A 20,224-nucleotide genomic window follows, 5' to 3' on the forward strand; every position below is an offset into this window, starting at 1 on the left:
TTTTTTATTTTTTGAACATTTAACCTGCATTCTGTATAATACTCAGAGTGCAGGTTTTTATTTTATTAAAAATATAATTTACAATAGTATATAATTGATATTAAAGGAATATATTGGTATAATTATTATGCACACATTGTGCACAATGAATTAAGGGGTGAGGGTTAGAATGAAGGTCAAGGAGAAATATGAGAAGTTTTTAACTGTTGAAGATGCATTGAATCTTAAGCGAAATGATGTTAGGGAAAACTATGGGGAATATATAAATTCTAGTATTGTTCAACTAATGGGAATATTAGATTTCGATAAGCATTTTGTAAGAGCAGAGGGTACTAAGGTTTATGATGAAGATGGTAGAGAATATATCGATTTTTTAGGTGGTTATGGAGCTTTAAATACCGGTCATAATAATAAAGAGATATGGGAAGAGATACAGAAAGTAATAGGATTACCAAACATACTTCAAGCGTCAATCTACAATATGGCTGGAGTTTTGGCTAGAGATTTAGCTCTGATAACACCAGGAGACTTAAAAAGAAGTTTCTTTGGTAACAGTGGGGCAGAGGCAGTTGAAGGAGCTTTAAAACTTGCCAAAATAGCAAGTGGTAAAACGAAAGTAATCTACTGTCAAAATTCCTTTCACGGCAAATCCATGGGAGCTTTATCTGTAACAGGTAGAGAAAAATATCAAAAACCATTTAAACCTCTTGTTCCAGATTGTTATGGAGTTCCTTATGGAGATACAGAGTTGTTAGAATCAATGCTTAAATCAAGGGACGCAGCGGCATTTATATTTGAGCCTGTTCAGGGTGAAGGTGGAATAAATGTGCCACCAAGGGGTTATCTGAAAAAAGTTAGAGAACTTTGTACAAAATACAATACATATATGATAGCTGATGAAATTCAAACAGGTTTTGGTAGAACAGGTTACATGTTTGCATGTGAAGCGGAGGATGTAACTCCAGATATAATGTGTTTTGCTAAATCCATTGGTGGAGGCTTTATGCCAATAAGTGGGTATATAACTACTGATGAAATATGGAAAAAAGCATATGGAACAGTAGACAAAGCCTTTTTGCATACATCAACCTTTGGTGGTAACACTATTGCCTGTGCAGCAGGTATAGCAACCTTAAAATATTTAATTGAAAATGATTTGGCAAATAAGGCTAAGGAAAAGGGAGAATATTTCATTGGCAAACTTAATGAACTAAAGGAAAAATACCCTGTAATAAAAGAAGTAAGGGGTATGGGGCTTATGATAGGAATTGAGTTTCAAGAACCAAAGGGTATATTAAATACTATAACAGCAGGAAAACTTGCAGAAGCATCAAAGGAATACTTTGCATCACTTGTTGCAGGGAAATTAATGAATGAACATGGAATAATTACATGTTATACACTTAATAATCCAAATGTAATCAGGCTAGAACCACCACTAACTGTAACCATAGAAGAAATAGATAAAGCTCTTGCTGCATTAGAGGATGTATTTGAAAAAAACAAAGGCTTCTTAGGTATGGGGCTACAAACAGGAAAAGATGTAATTAAGGGATTTTTTAAGAAATAAAAAGGTTATAGAAAGCTGTTGCAAATTCATAATAAATTGAGTAAGCAGCAGCTTATTTTTTTATAAAAAGAAATTTATGATACAATAAATAATATAAAATAATTTAAAAGGGAGAAGAAAACATGCAAATAATGAAAGCTAAAGTTACTAAGATAAGCTTTTATAAAAAACTATTAAACATTTTCATATTTCTTGGGGTTATTTTGTTATTTTGTTATTTTCAAAATAATAGTATTGTTATTAACAGAATAACACTGGAGTTTAAAAACCTACCTGATGAATTTAATGGATATAAAATTATTCATATCTCTGATTTACACAGTAAATACTTTGGAAAGAAACAAGAAAGGATATTGAAAAAAATTTACAAAGAAAACCCAGATATAGTGGTTGTCACTGGGGATCTGATTGATAGCAGGGTGAAAAAAGAGGAACCATGCATTATCCTTATGGAGGAACTTACAAAAAAGTTTCCAGTATATTTTGTTACAGGGAATCACGAAATAGGTTGCGGAAAGACATCTGAATTTATTGAAAAGTTGAAAAAAGCAGGGGTAAGGGTACTAAGAAACGAAGCAGAATATGTATATAAGGGCAAGAATAGTATAAGTATAATTGGTATAGATGATAGCTTAGTAAATTATTTATCATACTTCAGGGAATCAGAGAAAATAGATTACGAAATAAAAAAATCTTTAGATAAATTAGATAAAAACAGCTTTAAAATACTCTTGTCCCATAGACCAGAAAAAATAGGAGTATATGCAGATAATAATATGGATTTAATCTTTTCAGGGCATGCACATGGCGGACAGTTCAGACTTCCATTTATAGGGGGAATTTTTGCACCAGGACAGGGATTCTTTCCTAAATACACTTCTGGGGCAGTTAAAATTAGAAATTCTACAATGGTTATAAGTAGGGGGCTAGGGAATAGCTTAATGCCATTAAGGATATTTAATAGACCTGAAATTGTTACTGTTACTTTAATGAAATTAAATTAATTTTAATTAATTAAGACTAATATTTCCTGATACAAATGAATGCAAAACAGAATCTTATAATTAACAACTAAATAAACAGGCATGTGAGGTGGATGATGAAAAAGTATATTGCAAAAATTATTAAAATAAGTGCCTTCATATTGGTTTTAACCTTTTTTGAGTATTTATCACAAAGGATCACAGAAAATATTGTAGCTAGAATTTTATCTAATGACTATGTTATCTCCCTTTTTAAAATATTTCTAGATACAGCTGCAGCATATACTGCTGTCAGGATTTTTATAGGAGAATATCCTTTAAAGAAAGTAGGTATAAAAGGAAAATTAAATTTTAAAAGAGCTGGATTATTTGTTTTAAGCGTTTTTATTTTAAATTCTGTGATAACGTTAATAATTTATCTTTTAGGTGGCTATGTCTTTGAGGGATATATATGGAACAAGTTTTACCTTGAAGATATAATTCCAATTCTATTAGTTGGTATAGTTGAATCTATAGGTGTTGGAATAACCTCTGAAATTACAATAAGGGGATATGTTTTTAAGGCCTTTGATAATAAATATATAGGCTTGTTGATTTCAGCTATGATATATTTGTTTATAAACTTAATTGGTAGAGGAACCAATATAAATGTGTTTATAGGTCTAGGATTTTTTTCTATTCTCCTATCCCTTATTTACATTTATACAGATGACCTTGTATACAGCATAATCTTTCATTCTGTCTGGTATTTTGTAAGTCTATATATTTACTCAACGCCTGTTAATGGAGTGGCAAGTCCTGGTGTTATATTTTTAAACTATAACGATAAATTTTTATTTAATGGTGGGGACTACGGCATAACAGCAAGTATAATTTCGATAGTATTTTTTAGCATAATTAACATAATATTATTTTGGAAGACTAAAAGCAGAGAGAAATAGTAAAGGCTGATGAAAATTTATTTTTACTTTACCTCTGGAGAAATAAATTGAAAATCTTTCAGGGTAAAGTAAAAATAATCTTTCATTGGCAATCACAGAACTTTTTGCTTTTTTTATTTCTTTAATATAAAATAATAAATATTAATTAATAAAAATTATTATTAGACTTTACAAAAATTAATCAGGGGTGATACAATATATAGTGTTGAAATGAATATAATATACTAAATATAGAATAGGGGAGATGCAAATGGAGTTTTCAAAAAATGCTTTAACTGTTCTTGAAAGACGTTATTTATCAAAAGATGAAAAGGGAAATGTAATGGAAACACCTGGAGAAATGTTGGAAAGGGTAGCTAAGACAGTTGCTAAGGCTGATGCTATATATGATAAAAATGCAGATGTACATAAGACCGAGGAAAAATTTTTTAATTTGATGTCTTCACTAAGATTTCTGCCCAATTCTCCTACACTTATGAATGCAGGAAGACCGCTTGGGCAGCTTTCTGCTTGCTTTGTTCTTCCTATTGAGGATTCTATGGAAGGAATTTTTGATTCAATTAAGAACGCTGCTTTAATTCATAAGTCTGGTGGAGGAACGGGGTTTAGTTTTTCAAGACTTAGACCAAAGGGCTCAACTGTAAAAACAACAGGAGGAGTAGCTTCTGGTCCTGTAAGTTTTATGAAGGTATTTAACTCAGCAACAGAGGCGGTGAAACAAGGTGGAACCAGGCGTGGAGCAAATATGGCCATACTCAGAATAGACCATCCTGATATTATGGAGTTTATCAAGTGCAAGGAAAATAATAACGATATAACGAATTTTAACATAAGTGTTGCAATAACTGAGAAGTTTATGGAGTCAGTTGAAAAAAAGGAGGATTATGACCTCATTGACCTCACACAGGGGAGATTAAGGGGAAACTTAATGCCAAAGAGGTCTTTGACTTAATAGTCAAAATGGCATGGAATAACGGTGAACCTGGGATTGTATTTATAGATAGAATGAACAGGGATAATCCAACTCCTCACCTTGGGGATATTGAAAGTACAAATCCATGTTTTCATCCTGATACACTTATTTCATCAGAGTTTGGATTAATTAAAATAAAGGATTTATATGAGAAATATAGGGATAGAAACTTTGAAATAATAACAGACGATAGAGTACTTGGTGAAAAGAAAATAATCAATGGAAGAGAGTACTATGTAAATGGTACTACAAAGAGAAGTGCTAAGGTGTTTAAAACTGGAGTTAAACCAACCATAAAACTAACCTTAGGAAATGGTCAACAAATAAAGGTCACTAAAGATCATAGAATACTAACCATTGATGGATTTAAGGAAGCTAAGGACTTAACCATAGAAGATGAAGTTTTTATACAATCAGGAGAGGGGCTATTTTCAGCATCAGATGAAATTGGGTATGATTTAGGGTTATTCCTTGGATGGATGACAGGTGATGGCTGGCTAACATCAGATGGAGAAGTTGCAGGAATGGTATTCCCTGAGGAAGAAGATTATATATTAGATATAATGCAGAAGATATCAGACAAACTAGGCGGAGGTAATGGCGTAATAAATAAAAGAGAAAATAAAACTTGGCAAGCTTTATTTAAAAGAAAGGATTTTGTAAATAAAATAAAGGGTCTGGGATACCTTCCTAAAAGAGCCCATGAAAAAAGAGTACCAGAAACAATATTTACAGCATCTAAGGAAACAGTAGTTGGCTACTTAAATGGTCTGTTTAGCTCTGATGGAACAATAAACTTTGTAGATGAAAATAATAGAGATATAAGACTAACATCAGAGTCAGAGGGGCTTTTAAAGGATGTGCAGCTTCTTTTATTAAATCTTGGTATATATTCAAACATATATAATAGAACTAAAGAAAATCCATCATCATTTAAATATACAACAATGGATGGTGAGGAAAGGATATATGAAAGCAAGGATTACTTTGAACTCATTATAACCGGAAATAATATATGCGAATTTAGAAAGCATGTAGGTAATTTGATACACGAAAAGAAAAATAAAAAGCTAATAGAAATAGATAGACCATCAAGAAAGAATACCCACTATATAGTAAATGTAAAATCCATTGAACCAGCTGAAGAGGTTGAGGTTTATGATATTAATGAGCCAATAACTAATTCATTAATAGCAAACGGAATAGTTGTTCACAATTGTGGTGAGCAGCCTCTTCTTCCTTATGAAAGCTGTAACCTTGGTTCTATTAACCTTGTAAAGATGGTTAAACAGGAAAATGGTAAAAATGTTTTTGACTATAATCTCCTTGAGGAAACCGTCTATGATGCAGTACATTTCCTTGACAATGTAATTGATGTAAACTGTTATCCACTTCCTGAAATAGAGAAAAACACAAAACTAACCCGTAAAATAGGTCTTGGAATAATGGGTTTTGCTGACACTCTTGTAATGCTTGGAATACCTTATAATTCAGATGAAGGTGTTGCCTTGGCAGATAATATTATGAGCTTCATTAATAAAAAATCAAAGGAAGCTTCAAGGGAGCTTGCAAAGATCAGGGGGGCATTTCCAGAGTTTGAAAAAAGCATATATGGTAAGGAAGAACCTATTAGAAATGCAGCTACAACTACCATAGCTCCAACTGGAACAATAAGCATAATTGCAGGTGTTTCCTCAGGTATTGAACCCTTGTTTGCAGTTGCGTATATTAGAAATGTAATGGACAACGATAAGCTTGCTGAGGTTCATCCATACTTTGAAAAGGTACTGAAAGAAAGAGGACTGTATTCAAAAGAGCTTATGATGAAGGTTGCAAGATATGGTTCACCTTGCCATATAAAGGAATTGCCATACGATATTAAAAAAGTTTTTGTAACGGCACATGACGTTGACCCAATTTGGCACATAAAGATGCAGGCAGCCTTCCAAAGACATACAGATAACGCCGTTTCAAAGACAGTTAACTTTAGAAATGAAGCAACTGTTGACGAAGTAAGGGAGGTATACGAACTTGCATACAGATTAGGATGTAAGGGAGTTACAATATATAGAGATGGAAGTAGAGAAGGGCAGGTTTTCAATATTGGGGAAACAAAGGATAAGAAGGAAGAAAAAGAGATAAAAGAAGTATCAGTACCAAGACAGAGGCCACAGCTTACAAGAGGAATTACTGAAAAGGTAAGGGTAGGCTGTGGGAATTTGTATATAACTGTAAACTATGATGATGATGGCATTTGCGAGGTATTTACAAATGTAGGTAAAGCAGGAGGATGTCCTTCACAATCAGAGGCTACTGCAAGGCTTATTTCAATTGGTCTTAGAAGTGGCATGGATGTGAAATCAATTGTAGAGCAGCTAAGGGGGATAAGATGTCATTCAACTCTAAGGCAAAAATCTCATAATGGGGACATTAGAGTTTTATCCTGTCCGGACGCAATTGCACGAACAATAGAAAAGCTTATGAATTATCATGAAACAACAGAAGGGGAAATAACGAAAAACCTTGAAGAAGATATAGAAAACCTGATACCAGTTCAAATTGAAACAAAAAAATCAGCCAAATGTCCCGAGTGTGGCAATACTATAACCCATCAGGATGGTTGTGTGATATGTCCAAACTGCGGTTTTTCTAAATGTGGCTAAAAATTTAACAAATCAAAATATTCCAAAGGCAGCATAGAATGTTATTACTTTCTATGCTGCTTCTTCAATGGGGACATTTACTTTGTGTTGTGGTTAAGCATAGGTTATTTCATAATAGCAAATGTAAGAAAATAACATAATTTTATAATTTTTATAAATGCATTATATAAAAAGGAGAAATAAGTTTTATGTAGAAGTTATTGTTAGGGAATCATTTAATTTAGCTTCACAATATAGAGGTGGTGAGGGGATACAGCATAGTATATTATATTAAGTTTATTAGGGGGCAAAAGGAAATGCTAAAATATTTTTCACAAGGATTTTTGTTGGGACTTGCTTATGTAGCACCAATAGGTATGCAAAATCTCTATGTAATTAATACAGCTATAAGTAAGCCTAAAATAAGGGCATATCAGGTTGCATTAATAACTACTTTTTTTGATATTTCTCTTGCATTGGCATGCTTTTTTGGTATAGGAACCTTAATGGAAAAAACTAAAACTTTAAAATTAATTATATTATTTATGGGGTCTATTGCGGTTGTATATATAGGGATGCAGCTTATACGCAGTAAACCTGATACAAAAAAGGAAGTAGACTTAAATAAATCTATTTTGCAAATTATTATGACATGTTTCATGGTTACTTGGCTTAATCCCCAGGCTATTATCGATGGATCACTACTGCTTGGAAGTTTTAGAGTGTCCCTTCCTCATGAAGCCTCAACTTTATTCATAGTTGGTGTCTGCACAGCTTCGTTTTCATGGTTTACAGGAATAACAACAATTGTGTCAATATTTAAAAACAACTTTAACGATAAGATTATAAGAACAATTAACTTGGTATGTGGAACCATAATAGTTTATTATGGGTTAAAGTTGGCATACGGACTTTTACTGATACTTCTTCAAAGCTAACATCTATACATTAGTACTGTGATGATACTTAATGCAAAATATAGAATGGGTCATAACTATTAATTTTTTCTTTATAGGATAAACTGAATTTTAGAAGATCAACCTAAATTCAATCCTTTTCTTATAAAATATTCATGGTGTCATTTAAATAGTGAAGGGACTGTACAAAATTCATTTTGTACAGTCCCTTCACTATTATTAAATGATAAGATAGTATTTTTCTTATAGATTCAATTCTTTTGTCCAAATAGGAGTATCAATCTTTATTTCATTAGAAACGAATCTACCACCATTTGTTGAAAGATAATTGTTCCAAGCTTTAAAGATTATACCAGATCCTACAAGAAGTATAGGAACGTTAGCATAAACAACCATAATGTTTACAAAATCAGATATATACCATAAGTTACCTAATTCTAGGCCTGCTAATACCGTTAAAACTCCAAAAGGAACGAAGAATAAAGCTCCTGCTAAACGAATTCCCATTATGAATTTCTTGCCTCTTGATATAAAGTTTCCAGATATCTCTGCAAAAAGTACTAATCCAATAAGAGTTGTAAATGCAAATAATCCATAACATAATGATAAAATAGCTTTAATAATTGAATCTAGAGCAGTTCCAGGAACAAGATACTGTATTGAAGTTAAATATACTGTAAGTTTGGAGGCCTTTATTGAATCCCATGCAACACCAGAGTCGCCAGTCCAAACATGTGCCATTACTATTACAAAACCAGTCATTGAACAAATTATCATTGTATCTAGAAAAACTCCAAGAGCCTGCACAAATCCTTGTTCACACGGATGGTCGTTATCTGCAACTGCAGCAGCCATTGTAATTGTACCTTGACCAGCTTCATTAGACATCAAACCACGTTTTATTCCCTGAGCTAATGCAATTCCAAAAGCCCCACCAAACATTGCATCTGGTTTAAATGCACCAGCGAATACAGCCTTAAGGAAATATGGAATTAAATTTATGTTTAGTAATATTAGTATAAGGATGATTACAGTATATATAACAGCCATTATTGGAACCATAATATCCGTAACCTTTGTAACACGTTTAAGTCCACCAAGAACTGTTAGTGCAACTGAAACTATTAGGAAAATTCCAATACCGTAGTACACACTAGATTGACGATCAAAGGTAGTACCAGCTAAAGTATCAGCAACAGAACCTAAAGCTGTAAAGAGGTGGAATGTCTGACCAGGAATACTAAATAAAGCGTATATTATAAATATAACTGAAAGGATAACTCCAACCCAGCGTTTGTTACCAAGAACTTTCATACCATAAAAAGGAAGACCACCAACATATTCATTGCCTTCTTTTTCTTTAAATATTTGAGAAAGAACTGCTTCAGCAAAGGCTGTTGCCATACCAAAGAATGCTGATACCCACATCCAGAACATAGCACCAGGCCCTCCGATGGAGATGGCTCCTGTTACTCCCATTATATTGCCAGGCCCAACACGCATAGCAGAGCTAAGCAAAAAAGCAGTTAGTGGACTAGTTCCTGTACCAGATGATTTTTTCTTTATCAATATATTAAGTCCTTTTTTAAAGTGAGTAATTTGAACAAACCTAGTTTTAATGGTAAAGAAAATACCTGTACCAACAAGGAGAAGAATTGCAAATGTAAATTTACCCAAAATAGGTATTGACGCATACCAATGATAATTAGTGGGAAAGTCCCATAAAAAGTCAGCTATAGGGACGATAAATTCAAAAAACTTGTTAATCCCTTCAAAAAAAGCCTGCATACATATAACCTCCCAAATTATAATTTCCAATGTGACTATTTAATAGAGTCAACAGCTTTTTTAATTCGCTTTAGTCCATCTTCTAAGAGATATCTAGGACAAGCGATATTAATTCTTTCAAATCCACCTCCATTCTCACCAAACCAAAATCCATCATCTAAGGCTATTTTCCCTTCTTTCTGGAGAAGTATAGAAAGGTCAGCATTATTTAAACCAAGAGATCTAAAGTCAAGCCATACCAAATAAGTGCCCTCGGGCTTTATAACCTTTACTTTAGGTATATTTTTTTCAAAATACTCTATAAGGAAATCAAGGTTTGATTGCAGATAATCAAGTAGTTCATTAAGCCAAGGTTCACCTTTATTAAAGGCCGCTTCTATAGCTACTAGGCTAAAGGGATTGTTTCTTTTTATATCTAAAACTCCTAGTTCATTATCAAATTTTATTAACTCTTCTTGTCTTGGGAAGGAAACAAAGGAGGCTTGAAGGCCAGCTATGTTAAAGGTCTTTGTTGCGGCAAAACATGTAATTGTAATATCTTCAATTTCCTTTGATAAAGAGGCAAAAGGTATATATTTATAATCCTTATATACTAAATCTCTCCAAATTTCATCAGCGATTACCCTTACGTTATTTTTAAGACAAATCTCACCCATTCTCTCTAATTCCCTTCGTGTCCATACCCTACCTACGGGATTGTGAGGGTTACATAATATAAACCATTTCAAATCAGGGTCCTCACATTTCTTTTGAAAATCTTCAAAATCAATAAAATATTTTCCATTTTGCTCCTTTAGAAGATTCACAACTAATTTTCTGTTATTTTTTTCAATAATATTTGAAAAAGGATAATAGACTGGTGATTGAATTAAGATTTTATCGTTTTCATTGGAAAAAAGTCTTAGTATCAATGATATTGAAGGAACTACACCAGGCGCATGAATTAATGTTTTGGGATTTATATCATAACCATATCTTCTCTTTGTCCAGTTAGCAGCACTTTCATAATATGAATCTGGTCTAGATACATATCCGAATATTTTCTGATTCAGCTTCTTTTGCATTGCCTCAAGTATTTCAGGGGCTGTTTCAAAGTCCATATCAGCAACCCACATAGGGAGTAGGTCCTTTGAAATAAAGTTTTTTCCTATTTCATCCCATTTAGCAGAATCATTATGTTTTCTGTTAACCTCTTTATTAAAATCATACTTCATACAATCACCTTCCTTTTTATATGATTAATAATTAATTCTCTATATGATATAGGAACTCCTGCATTATATAACTATTATTCAAAGCCAAATATATTTTTACACTGACAATATGATTGAATAATTTTCAGAGGTTTAAATCTTACTCTTTTTTAAAAGTATATAGTTAAGATTAATATAATATGTTTTTTACATAAAGAATTTTAAGTACATGGAAATATTTATAAGTTTATGTGACTACATAATAACATAAACTATGATGTAGAAAGTGTATATAAAATATAACTAAATTAAGAAAGGTAGATTACAAGGTTATATAGTGTTATAATCATATAGCAAAAGGATGAGTGAATAATTAATTAAAACATAAAGCGATAATAAGTAGGTGGCAGTATGACAAGAAAGGATTTTTTACCAATAAGTAAACAGGATATGGAGGAAAGAGGCTGGGATAGACTTGATTTTATCATAGTTACAGGAGATGCCTATGTGGATCACCCAAGCTTTGGTACGGCAATAATATCAAGGGTTTTAGAGGATGCTGGATATAAGGTTGGAATTATTCCACAACCTGATTGGAAAAGTACAGCAGACTTTAAAAGGCTAGGCAGACCAAGGTTAGGTTTTTTAGTTAATGCAGGAAATATGGATTCCATGGTTAACCACTATACAGTTAATAAAAAATTAAGGGATAAAGATTATTACTCTCCAGGTGGGAAAATGGGGCTAAGGCCCGATAGAGCTACAATAGTTTACACCAATAGATTAAGGGAGGCGTATAAAAATATACCTATAATCATAGGTGGTGTTGAAGCTAGTTTAAGAAGGTTTGCCCACTATGATTATTGGAGTGATAAGGTGAGAAAGTCTATATTGATAGACAGTGGTGCGGATATGCTTATTTATGGAATGAGCGAAAGACAGGTAGTTAAGGTTGCAGAGGCTTTAAACGATGGATTCGATATAAAATATATAAGGCACATTCCCGGAACCTGTTATGTTGTTGAAGATGTTGAAGAAGTTTATGATGAATACATAACATTACCTTCATTTGAAGATGTAAGTACGGATAAATATAAATATGCAGAGGCTTTTAAAATACAGTATGAAGAACAGGACCCAATCAGGGGCAGGACTTTAATTCAAAAACATGGGGAGAAGTATCTGGTTCAAAACAGACCAGAAATGACATTATCAAGGGAGGAACTTGATAAAGTTTATTCTTTACCATATATGAAAACGTACCATCCCATTTATGAGGCATATGGCGGCATTCCAGCAATAGAGGAAGTGAAGTTTAGTATTGTAAGTTCAAGGGGTTGTTTTGGTGGATGCTCTTTCTGTGCCATAACCTTTCATCAGGGAAGGATGGTACAAAGCAGAAGTGAAGAATCTATAGTTGAAGAAGCTAAGGAGCTTACTGAGCATAAAGATTTTAAAGGCTATATTCATGATGTAGGGGGTCCAACGGCAAACTTCAGACACCCATCATGCGAGAAACAGCTTACAAAGGGGCTCTGTAAGGATAAGCAATGTCTTCACCCAGAGCCATGTAAAAATTTAAAGATAGATCACAGAGAATATCTAAAACTTTTAAGAAGACTCAGGGAGTTGCCTAAGGTTAAAAAGGTTTTTGTGCGTTCAGGACTAAGATATGATTATATTATGGCTGATAAGGATGAAACTTTCTTAAGGGAACTTATTCAGCATCATGTCAGCGGTCAGTTAAAAGTTGCTCCAGAACATATATCACCAAAGGTTTTAAAGTATATGGGAAAACCTGCAGGGAAGACATATGATAGATTTGTAGAAAAATATTATAGAATAAATAAAGAATTAGGAAAGGAGCAATATATTGTACCTTACCTTATGTCAAGCCATCCTGGAAGTACATTAGATACAGCAATAGAGCTTGCTGAGTATTTAAGGGATATACGTTATCAGCCTGAGCAGGTGCAGGATTTTTATCCAACACCAGGAACATTGTCAACTACAATGTTTTATACTGAGCTTGACCCTATGACAATGAAAAAGGTTTATGTTCCTAAGAGTAAAGAAGAAAAGGCTATGCAAAGGGCACTTCTGCAATATAGAAATCCAAACAATTACAACTTAGTTTATGACGCATTAGTCAGAGCTGGTAGAACCGATTTAATTGGATATGGACCAAAATGTTTGATTAAGCCTAAGGAAAACAGGAGAGAAGCAGGAACAAGGTTAAAGGATAAAGTTAATGCTAAAAAGGGTAAAACGGTAAATAAAATTGATAGAAAAGTAAATGAAAAATCAAAGAAAAAAACATCAACCAAAACAAACCAAAGGAAGGGTAAAAGGAAATAGGGGTTCATAATTTTGATTTCAGGGGCTGTTAATATGACAGCCTCTGTTTATGTTAATAATGATTTATTTGTGATAGGGAGAAGATTTTCTTTTTATAAAATAAAATCTTTGGTAAAATATAGATGTGTTTAAAAATTAGAACAAGGAGATTAGATATGGGAATAATGAGTTTTGCTGAAGTGATGGATGAATCAATAGAAATTTTAAAAAAACATTTTAAAACCATTGTTTTATTTAAACTTGCCTATGGAGTAGTATATATGATGGCTGCTGTTGTCTTAAGTATAGCAGGTGTCTTGATTATCAGTTTATTCTCAGGATTTTCATCAGGTAGTAACTTCCCTAATATAGTTGTAATGGTCATTTTAGGCGTGTTTTTCCTTTCTATAATCACCTCTTTAGCGTTAAGTTCAAATATTGGTGTTATAAAAATAGCAGGTCAGAGATACACAGATGAGGAGATTTATACAGCAGAGGCTTTAAAATACTCATTCAGATCTATTTTACGAGTATTTGGTATTGTCATTATAACCATAATATTGCTTATACCTGCTGCAATTGTTTTTGGAGGATTACTGTATTTTCTTTACAAGAATTATAAATACATCTTTTTTGTAAATATGTCATTTGATTTAAATGGGATATTTCCACTTATCCTTCTTGTAATATTATTTTTAGTTGGAACCATGGTTTTTACAGCATATACTACATGGCTTGGTTTTTCCCTTCATGCAGTTGCAATTGAGAACAAAGGTGTAATTGAATCAGTGGAAAGAAGTTTTTATTTAGTAAAAAATAATTTTTGGAGACTCTTTAAATATGGAATTATAATTTTTCTATCCATATCTGCAATTCAGTTTTCAATAAGCAGTTTGTTTGGAATTATATTAAGTTTATTTTATTTAGTTCTGAAATTACTAAATATGCAGCAGGATGTAATGGCATATGTTACTCTGGCTGCAACTTATATCAGATGGCCTTTAAACCTGATTTCGTGGCTTTTGACATCACCAATAGGAACAATAATGACAACACTTATATATTTCAACCAGAGGTTTATTAAAGAAGGTTTTGATGTTGAAATTATGATTAGTAAACTTGAAAGGGAAAGAGAAAATAATAAATCAAGGGAGGTAATCGTTTAAAATGCTCCCAACAAAAGGTGAATTTGACAATACCATAAAGGAAATTTTAAGTAGTCTTGAATATAAACACTTAAATAATGTATTCAGAGAATTTATTGATAATATAAAGGATTTTTTATTTCAATGGTTTATAAAATTACTGAATAAAATTGATATAAAGCTAGCCAACCCTATGGAGGTTTCTAAAAAACTTTCTATTTGGTTTATGATTATTGGTATACTCATAATAGCTGCCATAATAATTCTTATAGCTATAAAATTTAACAAAGTTTTAAATAGAAATCCAAAAATTAAAGAAATCTTAGGAGAAAGAATAACTAATGAAACTACACCTGAAAGTCTGAGAGATAAGGCGGTTTTCTTTAAAAATGAAGGAGACTTAAGAAAGTCGGTAAGATATGATTTTATTGCCCTTCTTTTATTAATGCATGAAAAAAATCTGGTATATCTAGAACTAAATAAAACCAACAGTGAGATATTTGAAAATATAAAGAAAAGTGGCTTTAGAAATCTCAATGTGCTTAAAAATCAGATAGAGATGTTTAATGCAGTCTGGTATGGAAATAAAAACTTAAGCTCAGAGGAATATGAAAAATGGACTTTAAGTTTAAACATCCTATGGAATGGAGTGAAGAAATATGAAGAAAAAAACAAATAAAGATATTATATTGTTCATCATCATTCTTCCTCTATTTCTTTATCTTGCATTTTATTTATTAAATTCTACAGAAAACAATCTCCCATATTATTCTGTTATTAATAAGGGAAGAATGGGTTGCAGCGTTTTTTATAAGGGATTAAAGAAATTAAATTACCCAGTAAAAAGGAGTATTGAGACTAATAAATATGATATTCAGGATGTTCAGCTTATAGCTGAAAATAGAGGTTTTGATGTTAATAACTCTGATATAAAGGAGTGGATATCTAAGGGAGGTATATTGGTTTATTTAGTTCCCAATAACTTAGCTTTTATTGAATATGGGGAAAAAATTGAAAATAAAGTGGATTTAACGATATATAAATATGGAAAAGGAAAAATCATTACATTTAATGTTTTAGAGATAACAAATATAAACCTTGGAAAAAGTACTGAAGGAGCATATGAACTGTTAAGGCAGATTGATAAAAACAAACAGAGAAACATAGTTTTCAATGAGTATTATATGTTCGCTAATTTAAATCCAAAGACATTATGGGATTTCATACCTTTAGGTGCTAAATTTATAATTTACCAGATTATCATAATTATAGCGGCGTTTTTTTATTACAAGGGGAAAAGGTTTGGAAAGGCAGTACCAATATATGAGGAGGTTGAGAGGGTTGAGAATGAATATTTATACGCCTCTGGAGCTCTTTTAAGGCAGGCTGAGTGCTGGGATGCAATGTTTGATATTTTTTATAAGGTTTTCATAAAAGAATTAAATCCACCAGATGAAAATTGGCTTGAGTACTGGAGAAAATTAAATCTTGCCGATATTGATAAAGCTGAGGAATTATACAGGTTTATCAGTAAAATTGATGTGAAAACAGCTCAAAAAGAATATAAGCATATAGTTTACATATTAGAACAATTAACTAATACTCTAAAGCAAAGGAGAGATGGAACTTGGAAAATCTACAAAGGGACAATATAAAAAATATAATGGAAAACTTAAAAAGAGAGTTAAAAAAAGTTATAGTTGAGCAGGATGAACTAATTGAATATTCATTAATAAGTCTTTTAAGCGGAGGGCATGTATTGATAGAGGGTGTACCAGGATTGGCAAAGACGCTTATGATTAAAACACTTTCAAAGGCACTTGACTTAGATTTTAAAAGAATTCAGTTTACACCAGACTTGATGCCAGCCGATGTTACAGGAATAAAAGTATTCAATATGCAAACAAGAGAATTTGAGTTAAAAAAAGGACCTGTATTTACAAATTTTCTTCTGGCAGATGAAATTAACCGTACACCCCCTAAAACACAGGCAGGACTTTTAGAAGCTATGGCAGAAAATACTGTATCAATTGATGGAGAATTGCTGGAACTGCCTTCTCCTTATATGGTTTTTGCAACTCAGAACCCTTTAGAATATGAAGGAACCTATCCTTTGCCAGAGGCACTGGTGGATAGATTTTTAATGAAGATATTAATAGACTATCCATCAAAGAATGCAGAAACTGAAATAATAAAAAGATACAACAGTGGATTTTCAAGCATTGATTTAGATAAATGTGATATAAAGGTAGTTTGTACTGCCAATGATATATTATCTTTAAGAGAATCAGTTCAAAATGTGAAGGTTGAAGAAGCCCTTATGGAATACATGGTAAGTATAGTTTCAGAAACCAGAAATAATCCCCTTATTGATATAGGAAGTTCTCCTAGGGGTACAATTGCTTTACTGCAATGTTCAAAGGCATGTGCAGCTTATGAAGGAAGAGATTTTGTAATACCTGAAGATATTAAAAAAATGGCAATACCTACTTTAAGACATAGAATTATATTAAAACCGGAACTTGAGCTTGAAGGGGTAAAGGCAGATGAAGTTCTAAAGGATATTCTATCTAAATTGAAAGTGCCAAGATAGAGGGCAGGTGATAGTTTGAACATAACAAAAGGTTTTATATATTTATTAGGTCTTGGGGTAGTTTTTTTAGGTTTTTCCCTTATTTTAAATAATTCATTTACAGTATTTTTAGTATACAATTTAGTCTGTGTCGTATTACTTATTATTGATTATTTTATCTCTGATATGGACAGTATGATAGAAATTAAAAGAACTGGTGATGAAAAGTTATCTATTTATACAGATGAAGAAATAGGTTTTGAGGTTTACAACAAAGGCAGCTACCTATTGAATATAGAGGTTCAGGATGAAGTACCTGATCTCCATTTTAAAGTTAAGGAGAAAAGTATTAGAGGGAAAATATCACCACATCAAAAAAACATTTTGAAATATAATGTAATTCCAATGAAAAGGGGAGCTTTCCTTTTTAAACACCTTCATGTCAGATATAAGGGACGATTAGGGCTTTGCTATAGGATTTTTAAAGTTAATCTGGAAAAGGAATATAAAGTATATCCTAACCTTGAAAACTTAATAAAATATAGGATGAGCATATGCAATAACCGCTCCTTTAAACAGGGACAGCGAAATTTGAGAATAATTGGTAGGGGGACTTCCTTTGAAAGTTTAAGGGAATATATGCCTGGGGATGAATTTAGAAAAATCAACTGGAAAGCAACAGCCAGGGAAAATAAACCTATAGTTAACCAATATGAACCTGAAAAAAATCAACATGTTTATATGTTAATTGATACAGGAAGGTCAATGAGTTATAGTATAAGGGGATATAGGAAATTAGATATGGTTGTTAATACTGCCTTAGTCCTTTCAGATATTGTAAATCAGAATGGAGATAAGTCTGGGCTTCTTTTATTTAATACAAAGGTTCAGAATATGGTGATGCCTGGTAAGGGAGCTGGGCACAGGAATAAGATTCTTGAATCACTTTATCATATTGAGCATACAAATGAAACCTCAAATTTTGAGGATACCTTTTATTATTTTAAAAAGAAAGAAAGGCACAGAAGCATAATTTTTTTATTTACTGATTTTGATAATATTGAAGAGGCAGAGGATATGCTAAGGGCTTTACCTATAATATCAAAAACAAATACAGTGGTTTTAGTTCTTATGAAGAATGAAAAGCTTGAAAAATTAAGTAATGAAAAAATCAATAATACACAAGAACTTTTTAATAAAGGAGTTGCCCTTGAGTTTTTAAAGGAAAGAAAAAAAATTATAAGGCTATTAAACACTAAAAACATATTGTGTATAGAGTGTCCGGCAGAAAAACTGGAATATACAGTGATAAATAAGTATATTGAAGTTAAAAACAGAAGATATTTATAAAAAGTAAATTCTCCACAATTGGAGAATTTACTGGTTTTGATTTTTGATAAAAAAAGGTATTGAAAAATAAATGGCAAGAGCAATTGCTGTTATTGCCGCAAAGATAAGCTTGGTGTAATCAGAAATATTTAAAGGTGTAAAAAAACCCTCAATTATTCCTGCAATAATTAACATGATTATTACTCCGCCTAGAAGAGATATGGCCTTTTTAGCACCATTTACAAGGGATTGGAGTCTAAAATGTTCTCCTGGCAAAAGCATATGTTTAGCTATTAAAAATCCTGAAGCACCTGATATAAATATGGCAGTAAGCTCAATTATTCCATGGGGAAGTATAAGTGACCAGAATCTAACAGGACTGCTGTACATATATATTAAGGCAGTAAGTGAGCCAAGGAGAGCACCATTGAAAAATAATACGTGAAAAGTTCCAATTCCTAATGTAATGCCTAAAACAAAGGCTTTTAAGGATACAGAAATATTGTTGACCATTATGTAACTGGACATCAGAGGATAGTTCCAGTTATTACTTCCGATTTTAGAGTTTTTGATATTATCAATAAAGGTTGAGGGAAGAAAAAAGCCTGCATTTTCAGGATTTATAAAAGTTAGAGCCATACTCACAAAGAATCCCAATAAAAATACTGAGAATGAAAATAAAAGGTACCATTTATATTTTTTTATAAGGCATGGAAAACCATATAAAACATATTCTAAAAGTTTTCTTGGTTCTACTTTTTTAACAGCGTATATGTGGTTATGGCACTTGCCAACAAGGGAATTTAAATATCCAACAACACTGCTTTTAGGGTAATGGGTTCTGGCATAGGCAAGATGATGGCTTGATTTACGGAAGTCACTTAGAAAATTTTTTATTTCCTTTGAAGATAAGGCTTTAACACCTTTTTTATTTATTTTTTCTGAGTATAATTCTAATTCTTTCCATACAGAAGAATTAGCAGCGATAAATTGTTCTTCTTTCATCTGTTTCACCTCATGTTTATTTTATCAAATATTGAAAAACTTTGTATACAAGCATTGGAGTGATGATATGAAAAAAATTAAAATTACTACACCTGAAAACATAGAAGTAGAATATAACCTTGCTGGATTAGGGTCAAGAACAGCAGCTGCAGTTATAGATGGACTTATTCAAGGCATAATTATGCTGATGGTTGTAATAGCAATAATCATTATTTCAGCTTACTCACCTGATTTTTGGAAAAAGTATTATGGCTGGATAATAGGTGTAACAATAATAATAAATTCATTAGTCAATTATTGCTACTTCATAGTCATGGAGCTTACTATGAATGGAATGACAATAGGCAAAAAGGCAATGAAATTAAGAACTATAAGAAACAATGGACAGCCAATAACTCTGAAACATTCAGCAATACGAAACCTTTTCAGGGTATTCATAGATGTCTTTGGAATAGGTACTATTTTGATTTTCTTTTCAAAGGAAAATAAGAGGCTGGGAGATTATGCTGCTTCTACAATAGTAATTGTAGAAGAGAATTTAACACAACCAATAGGGATTGAAGTTTTCAGCGACATAAACAAAAACATCAGATATTACTTAACTGATGAGGAGTATGAAACATTGAAGTATTATTATATGAGAAAGAATAAGATAGAGGACATTTCTAAAGTTCAGATGAAGTTAAAAGAATATTATACAAAGAAATTTAAAGATCTTGAGATTTATGATGAATACAGAAATTTTATTGATGCATTGTAAAAGGCGGTTGTTTTTCAACTATCTTTAAATTATAAATTATTTCCATATACAGTTTATATCTAATATTGA

The 20,224-nt window shown here is 32.0% G+C and carries 16 protein-coding genes; 13 read left to right on the forward strand and 3 right to left on the reverse strand.

Features of this window, described 5'->3' with window-relative positions; all coding sequences use genetic code 11:
* Positions 1 to 169: 169 nt before the first annotated feature.
* The 6 genes from Q428_RS04900 to Q428_RS04920 all read left to right on the forward strand — a co-directional run bounded on the left by Q428_RS04900 (position 170) and on the right by Q428_RS04920 (position 8,047).
* The gene (locus Q428_RS04900) at positions 170 to 1,570 is read left to right on the forward strand and encodes an aspartate aminotransferase family protein (RefSeq protein WP_035378757.1); all 1,401 of its coding nucleotides are present in this window, start codon (positions 170 to 172) and stop codon (positions 1,568 to 1,570) included.
* 131 nt (positions 1,571 to 1,701) lie between these two features.
* Positions 1,702 to 2,574: a metallophosphoesterase gene (locus Q428_RS04905; RefSeq protein ID WP_035378845.1), complete on the forward strand. Its 873-nt coding sequence runs from the start codon at positions 1,702 to 1,704 to the stop codon at positions 2,572 to 2,574.
* A gap of 95 nt (positions 2,575 to 2,669) precedes the next feature.
* Positions 2,670 to 3,494: a CPBP family glutamic-type intramembrane protease gene (locus tag Q428_RS04910; protein ID WP_035378758.1), complete on the forward strand. Its 825-nt coding sequence runs from the start codon at positions 2,670 to 2,672 to the stop codon at positions 3,492 to 3,494.
* A 250-nt stretch (positions 3,495 to 3,744) separates the two neighbouring features.
* Positions 3,745 to 4,446: a ribonucleotide reductase N-terminal alpha domain-containing protein gene (locus Q428_RS16300; RefSeq protein WP_084478128.1), complete on the forward strand. Its 702-nt coding sequence runs from the start codon at positions 3,745 to 3,747 to the stop codon at positions 4,444 to 4,446.
* Between the two features lie 8 nt (positions 4,447 to 4,454).
* A complete protein-coding gene (locus Q428_RS16305; RefSeq protein ID WP_278244869.1) occupies positions 4,455 to 7,130 on the forward strand; it encodes a TSCPD domain-containing protein in 2,676 nt (891 codons plus the stop codon).
* A gap of 296 nt (positions 7,131 to 7,426) precedes the next feature.
* Positions 7,427 to 8,047 (forward strand): LysE/ArgO family amino acid transporter, encoded by a 621-nt coding sequence (locus tag Q428_RS04920; protein ID WP_035378759.1) that lies wholly within the window; start codon positions 7,427 to 7,429, stop codon positions 8,045 to 8,047.
* 222 nt (positions 8,048 to 8,269) lie between these two features.
* Here Q428_RS04920 and Q428_RS04925 read toward each other — a convergent pair whose 3' ends face one another.
* Positions 8,270 to 9,814 (reverse strand): alanine/glycine:cation symporter family protein, encoded by a 1,545-nt coding sequence (locus Q428_RS04925; RefSeq protein WP_035378761.1) that lies wholly within the window; start codon positions 9,812 to 9,814, stop codon positions 8,270 to 8,272.
* 35 nt (positions 9,815 to 9,849) lie between these two features.
* Complete coding sequence (locus Q428_RS04930; protein WP_035378763.1) at positions 9,850 to 11,028, reverse strand: MalY/PatB family protein; 1,179 nt, start codon at positions 11,026 to 11,028, stop codon at positions 9,850 to 9,852.
* A gap of 390 nt (positions 11,029 to 11,418) precedes the next feature.
* On the opposite strand from Q428_RS04930, the gene Q428_RS04935 reads away from it, so the two are divergent.
* The 6 genes from Q428_RS04935 to Q428_RS04960 all read left to right on the forward strand — a co-directional run bounded on the left by Q428_RS04935 (position 11,419) and on the right by Q428_RS04960 (position 18,411).
* Positions 11,419 to 13,365 (forward strand): YgiQ family radical SAM protein, encoded by a 1,947-nt coding sequence (locus Q428_RS04935; RefSeq protein ID WP_035378765.1) that lies wholly within the window; start codon positions 11,419 to 11,421, stop codon positions 13,363 to 13,365.
* A gap of 155 nt (positions 13,366 to 13,520) precedes the next feature.
* A complete protein-coding gene (locus tag Q428_RS04940; RefSeq protein WP_035378767.1) occupies positions 13,521 to 14,510 on the forward strand; it encodes a DUF7847 domain-containing protein in 990 nt (329 codons plus the stop codon).
* Between the two features lies 1 nt (position 14,511).
* Entirely contained in the window at positions 14,512 to 15,168 is a 657-nt protein-coding gene (locus Q428_RS04945) for a hypothetical protein (protein ID WP_035378769.1), read from the forward strand.
* Positions 15,149 to 16,144: a hypothetical protein gene (locus tag Q428_RS04950; RefSeq protein ID WP_035378771.1), complete on the forward strand. Its 996-nt coding sequence runs from the start codon at positions 15,149 to 15,151 to the stop codon at positions 16,142 to 16,144. The genes Q428_RS04945 and Q428_RS04950 overlap by 20 nt, the downstream gene beginning before the upstream one ends.
* Complete coding sequence (locus Q428_RS04955; protein ID WP_035378773.1) at positions 16,117 to 17,082, forward strand: AAA family ATPase; 966 nt, start codon at positions 16,117 to 16,119, stop codon at positions 17,080 to 17,082. The genes Q428_RS04950 and Q428_RS04955 overlap by 28 nt, the downstream gene beginning before the upstream one ends.
* A 15-nt stretch (positions 17,083 to 17,097) precedes the next feature.
* On the forward strand, positions 17,098 to 18,411 hold the full coding sequence (locus Q428_RS04960) for a DUF58 domain-containing protein (RefSeq protein WP_035378775.1): 1,314 nt from the start codon (positions 17,098 to 17,100) through the stop codon (positions 18,409 to 18,411).
* A 27-nt stretch (positions 18,412 to 18,438) separates the two neighbouring features.
* Here the strand turns inward: Q428_RS04960 and Q428_RS04965 are convergent, their stop codons facing one another.
* Positions 18,439 to 19,395 carry a stage II sporulation protein M gene (locus Q428_RS04965; RefSeq protein ID WP_035378777.1) on the reverse strand — a complete coding sequence of 319 codons (957 nt, stop codon included), beginning with the start codon at positions 19,393 to 19,395 and terminating at the stop codon, positions 18,439 to 18,441.
* Positions 19,396 to 19,462: 67 nt separating this feature from the next.
* On the opposite strand from Q428_RS04965, the gene Q428_RS04970 reads away from it, so the two are divergent.
* Positions 19,463 to 20,155, forward strand: a complete 693-nt coding sequence (locus Q428_RS04970) for an RDD family protein (RefSeq protein WP_051514939.1) — start codon at positions 19,463 to 19,465, stop codon at positions 20,153 to 20,155.
* Positions 20,156 to 20,224 lie beyond the last annotated feature (69 nt).

Origin of the sequence: Fervidicella metallireducens AeB (genome assembly GCF_000601455.1) — a bacterium.
Taxonomy (GTDB): Bacteria; Bacillota; Clostridia; order Clostridiales; family Caloramatoraceae; genus Fervidicella; species Fervidicella metallireducens.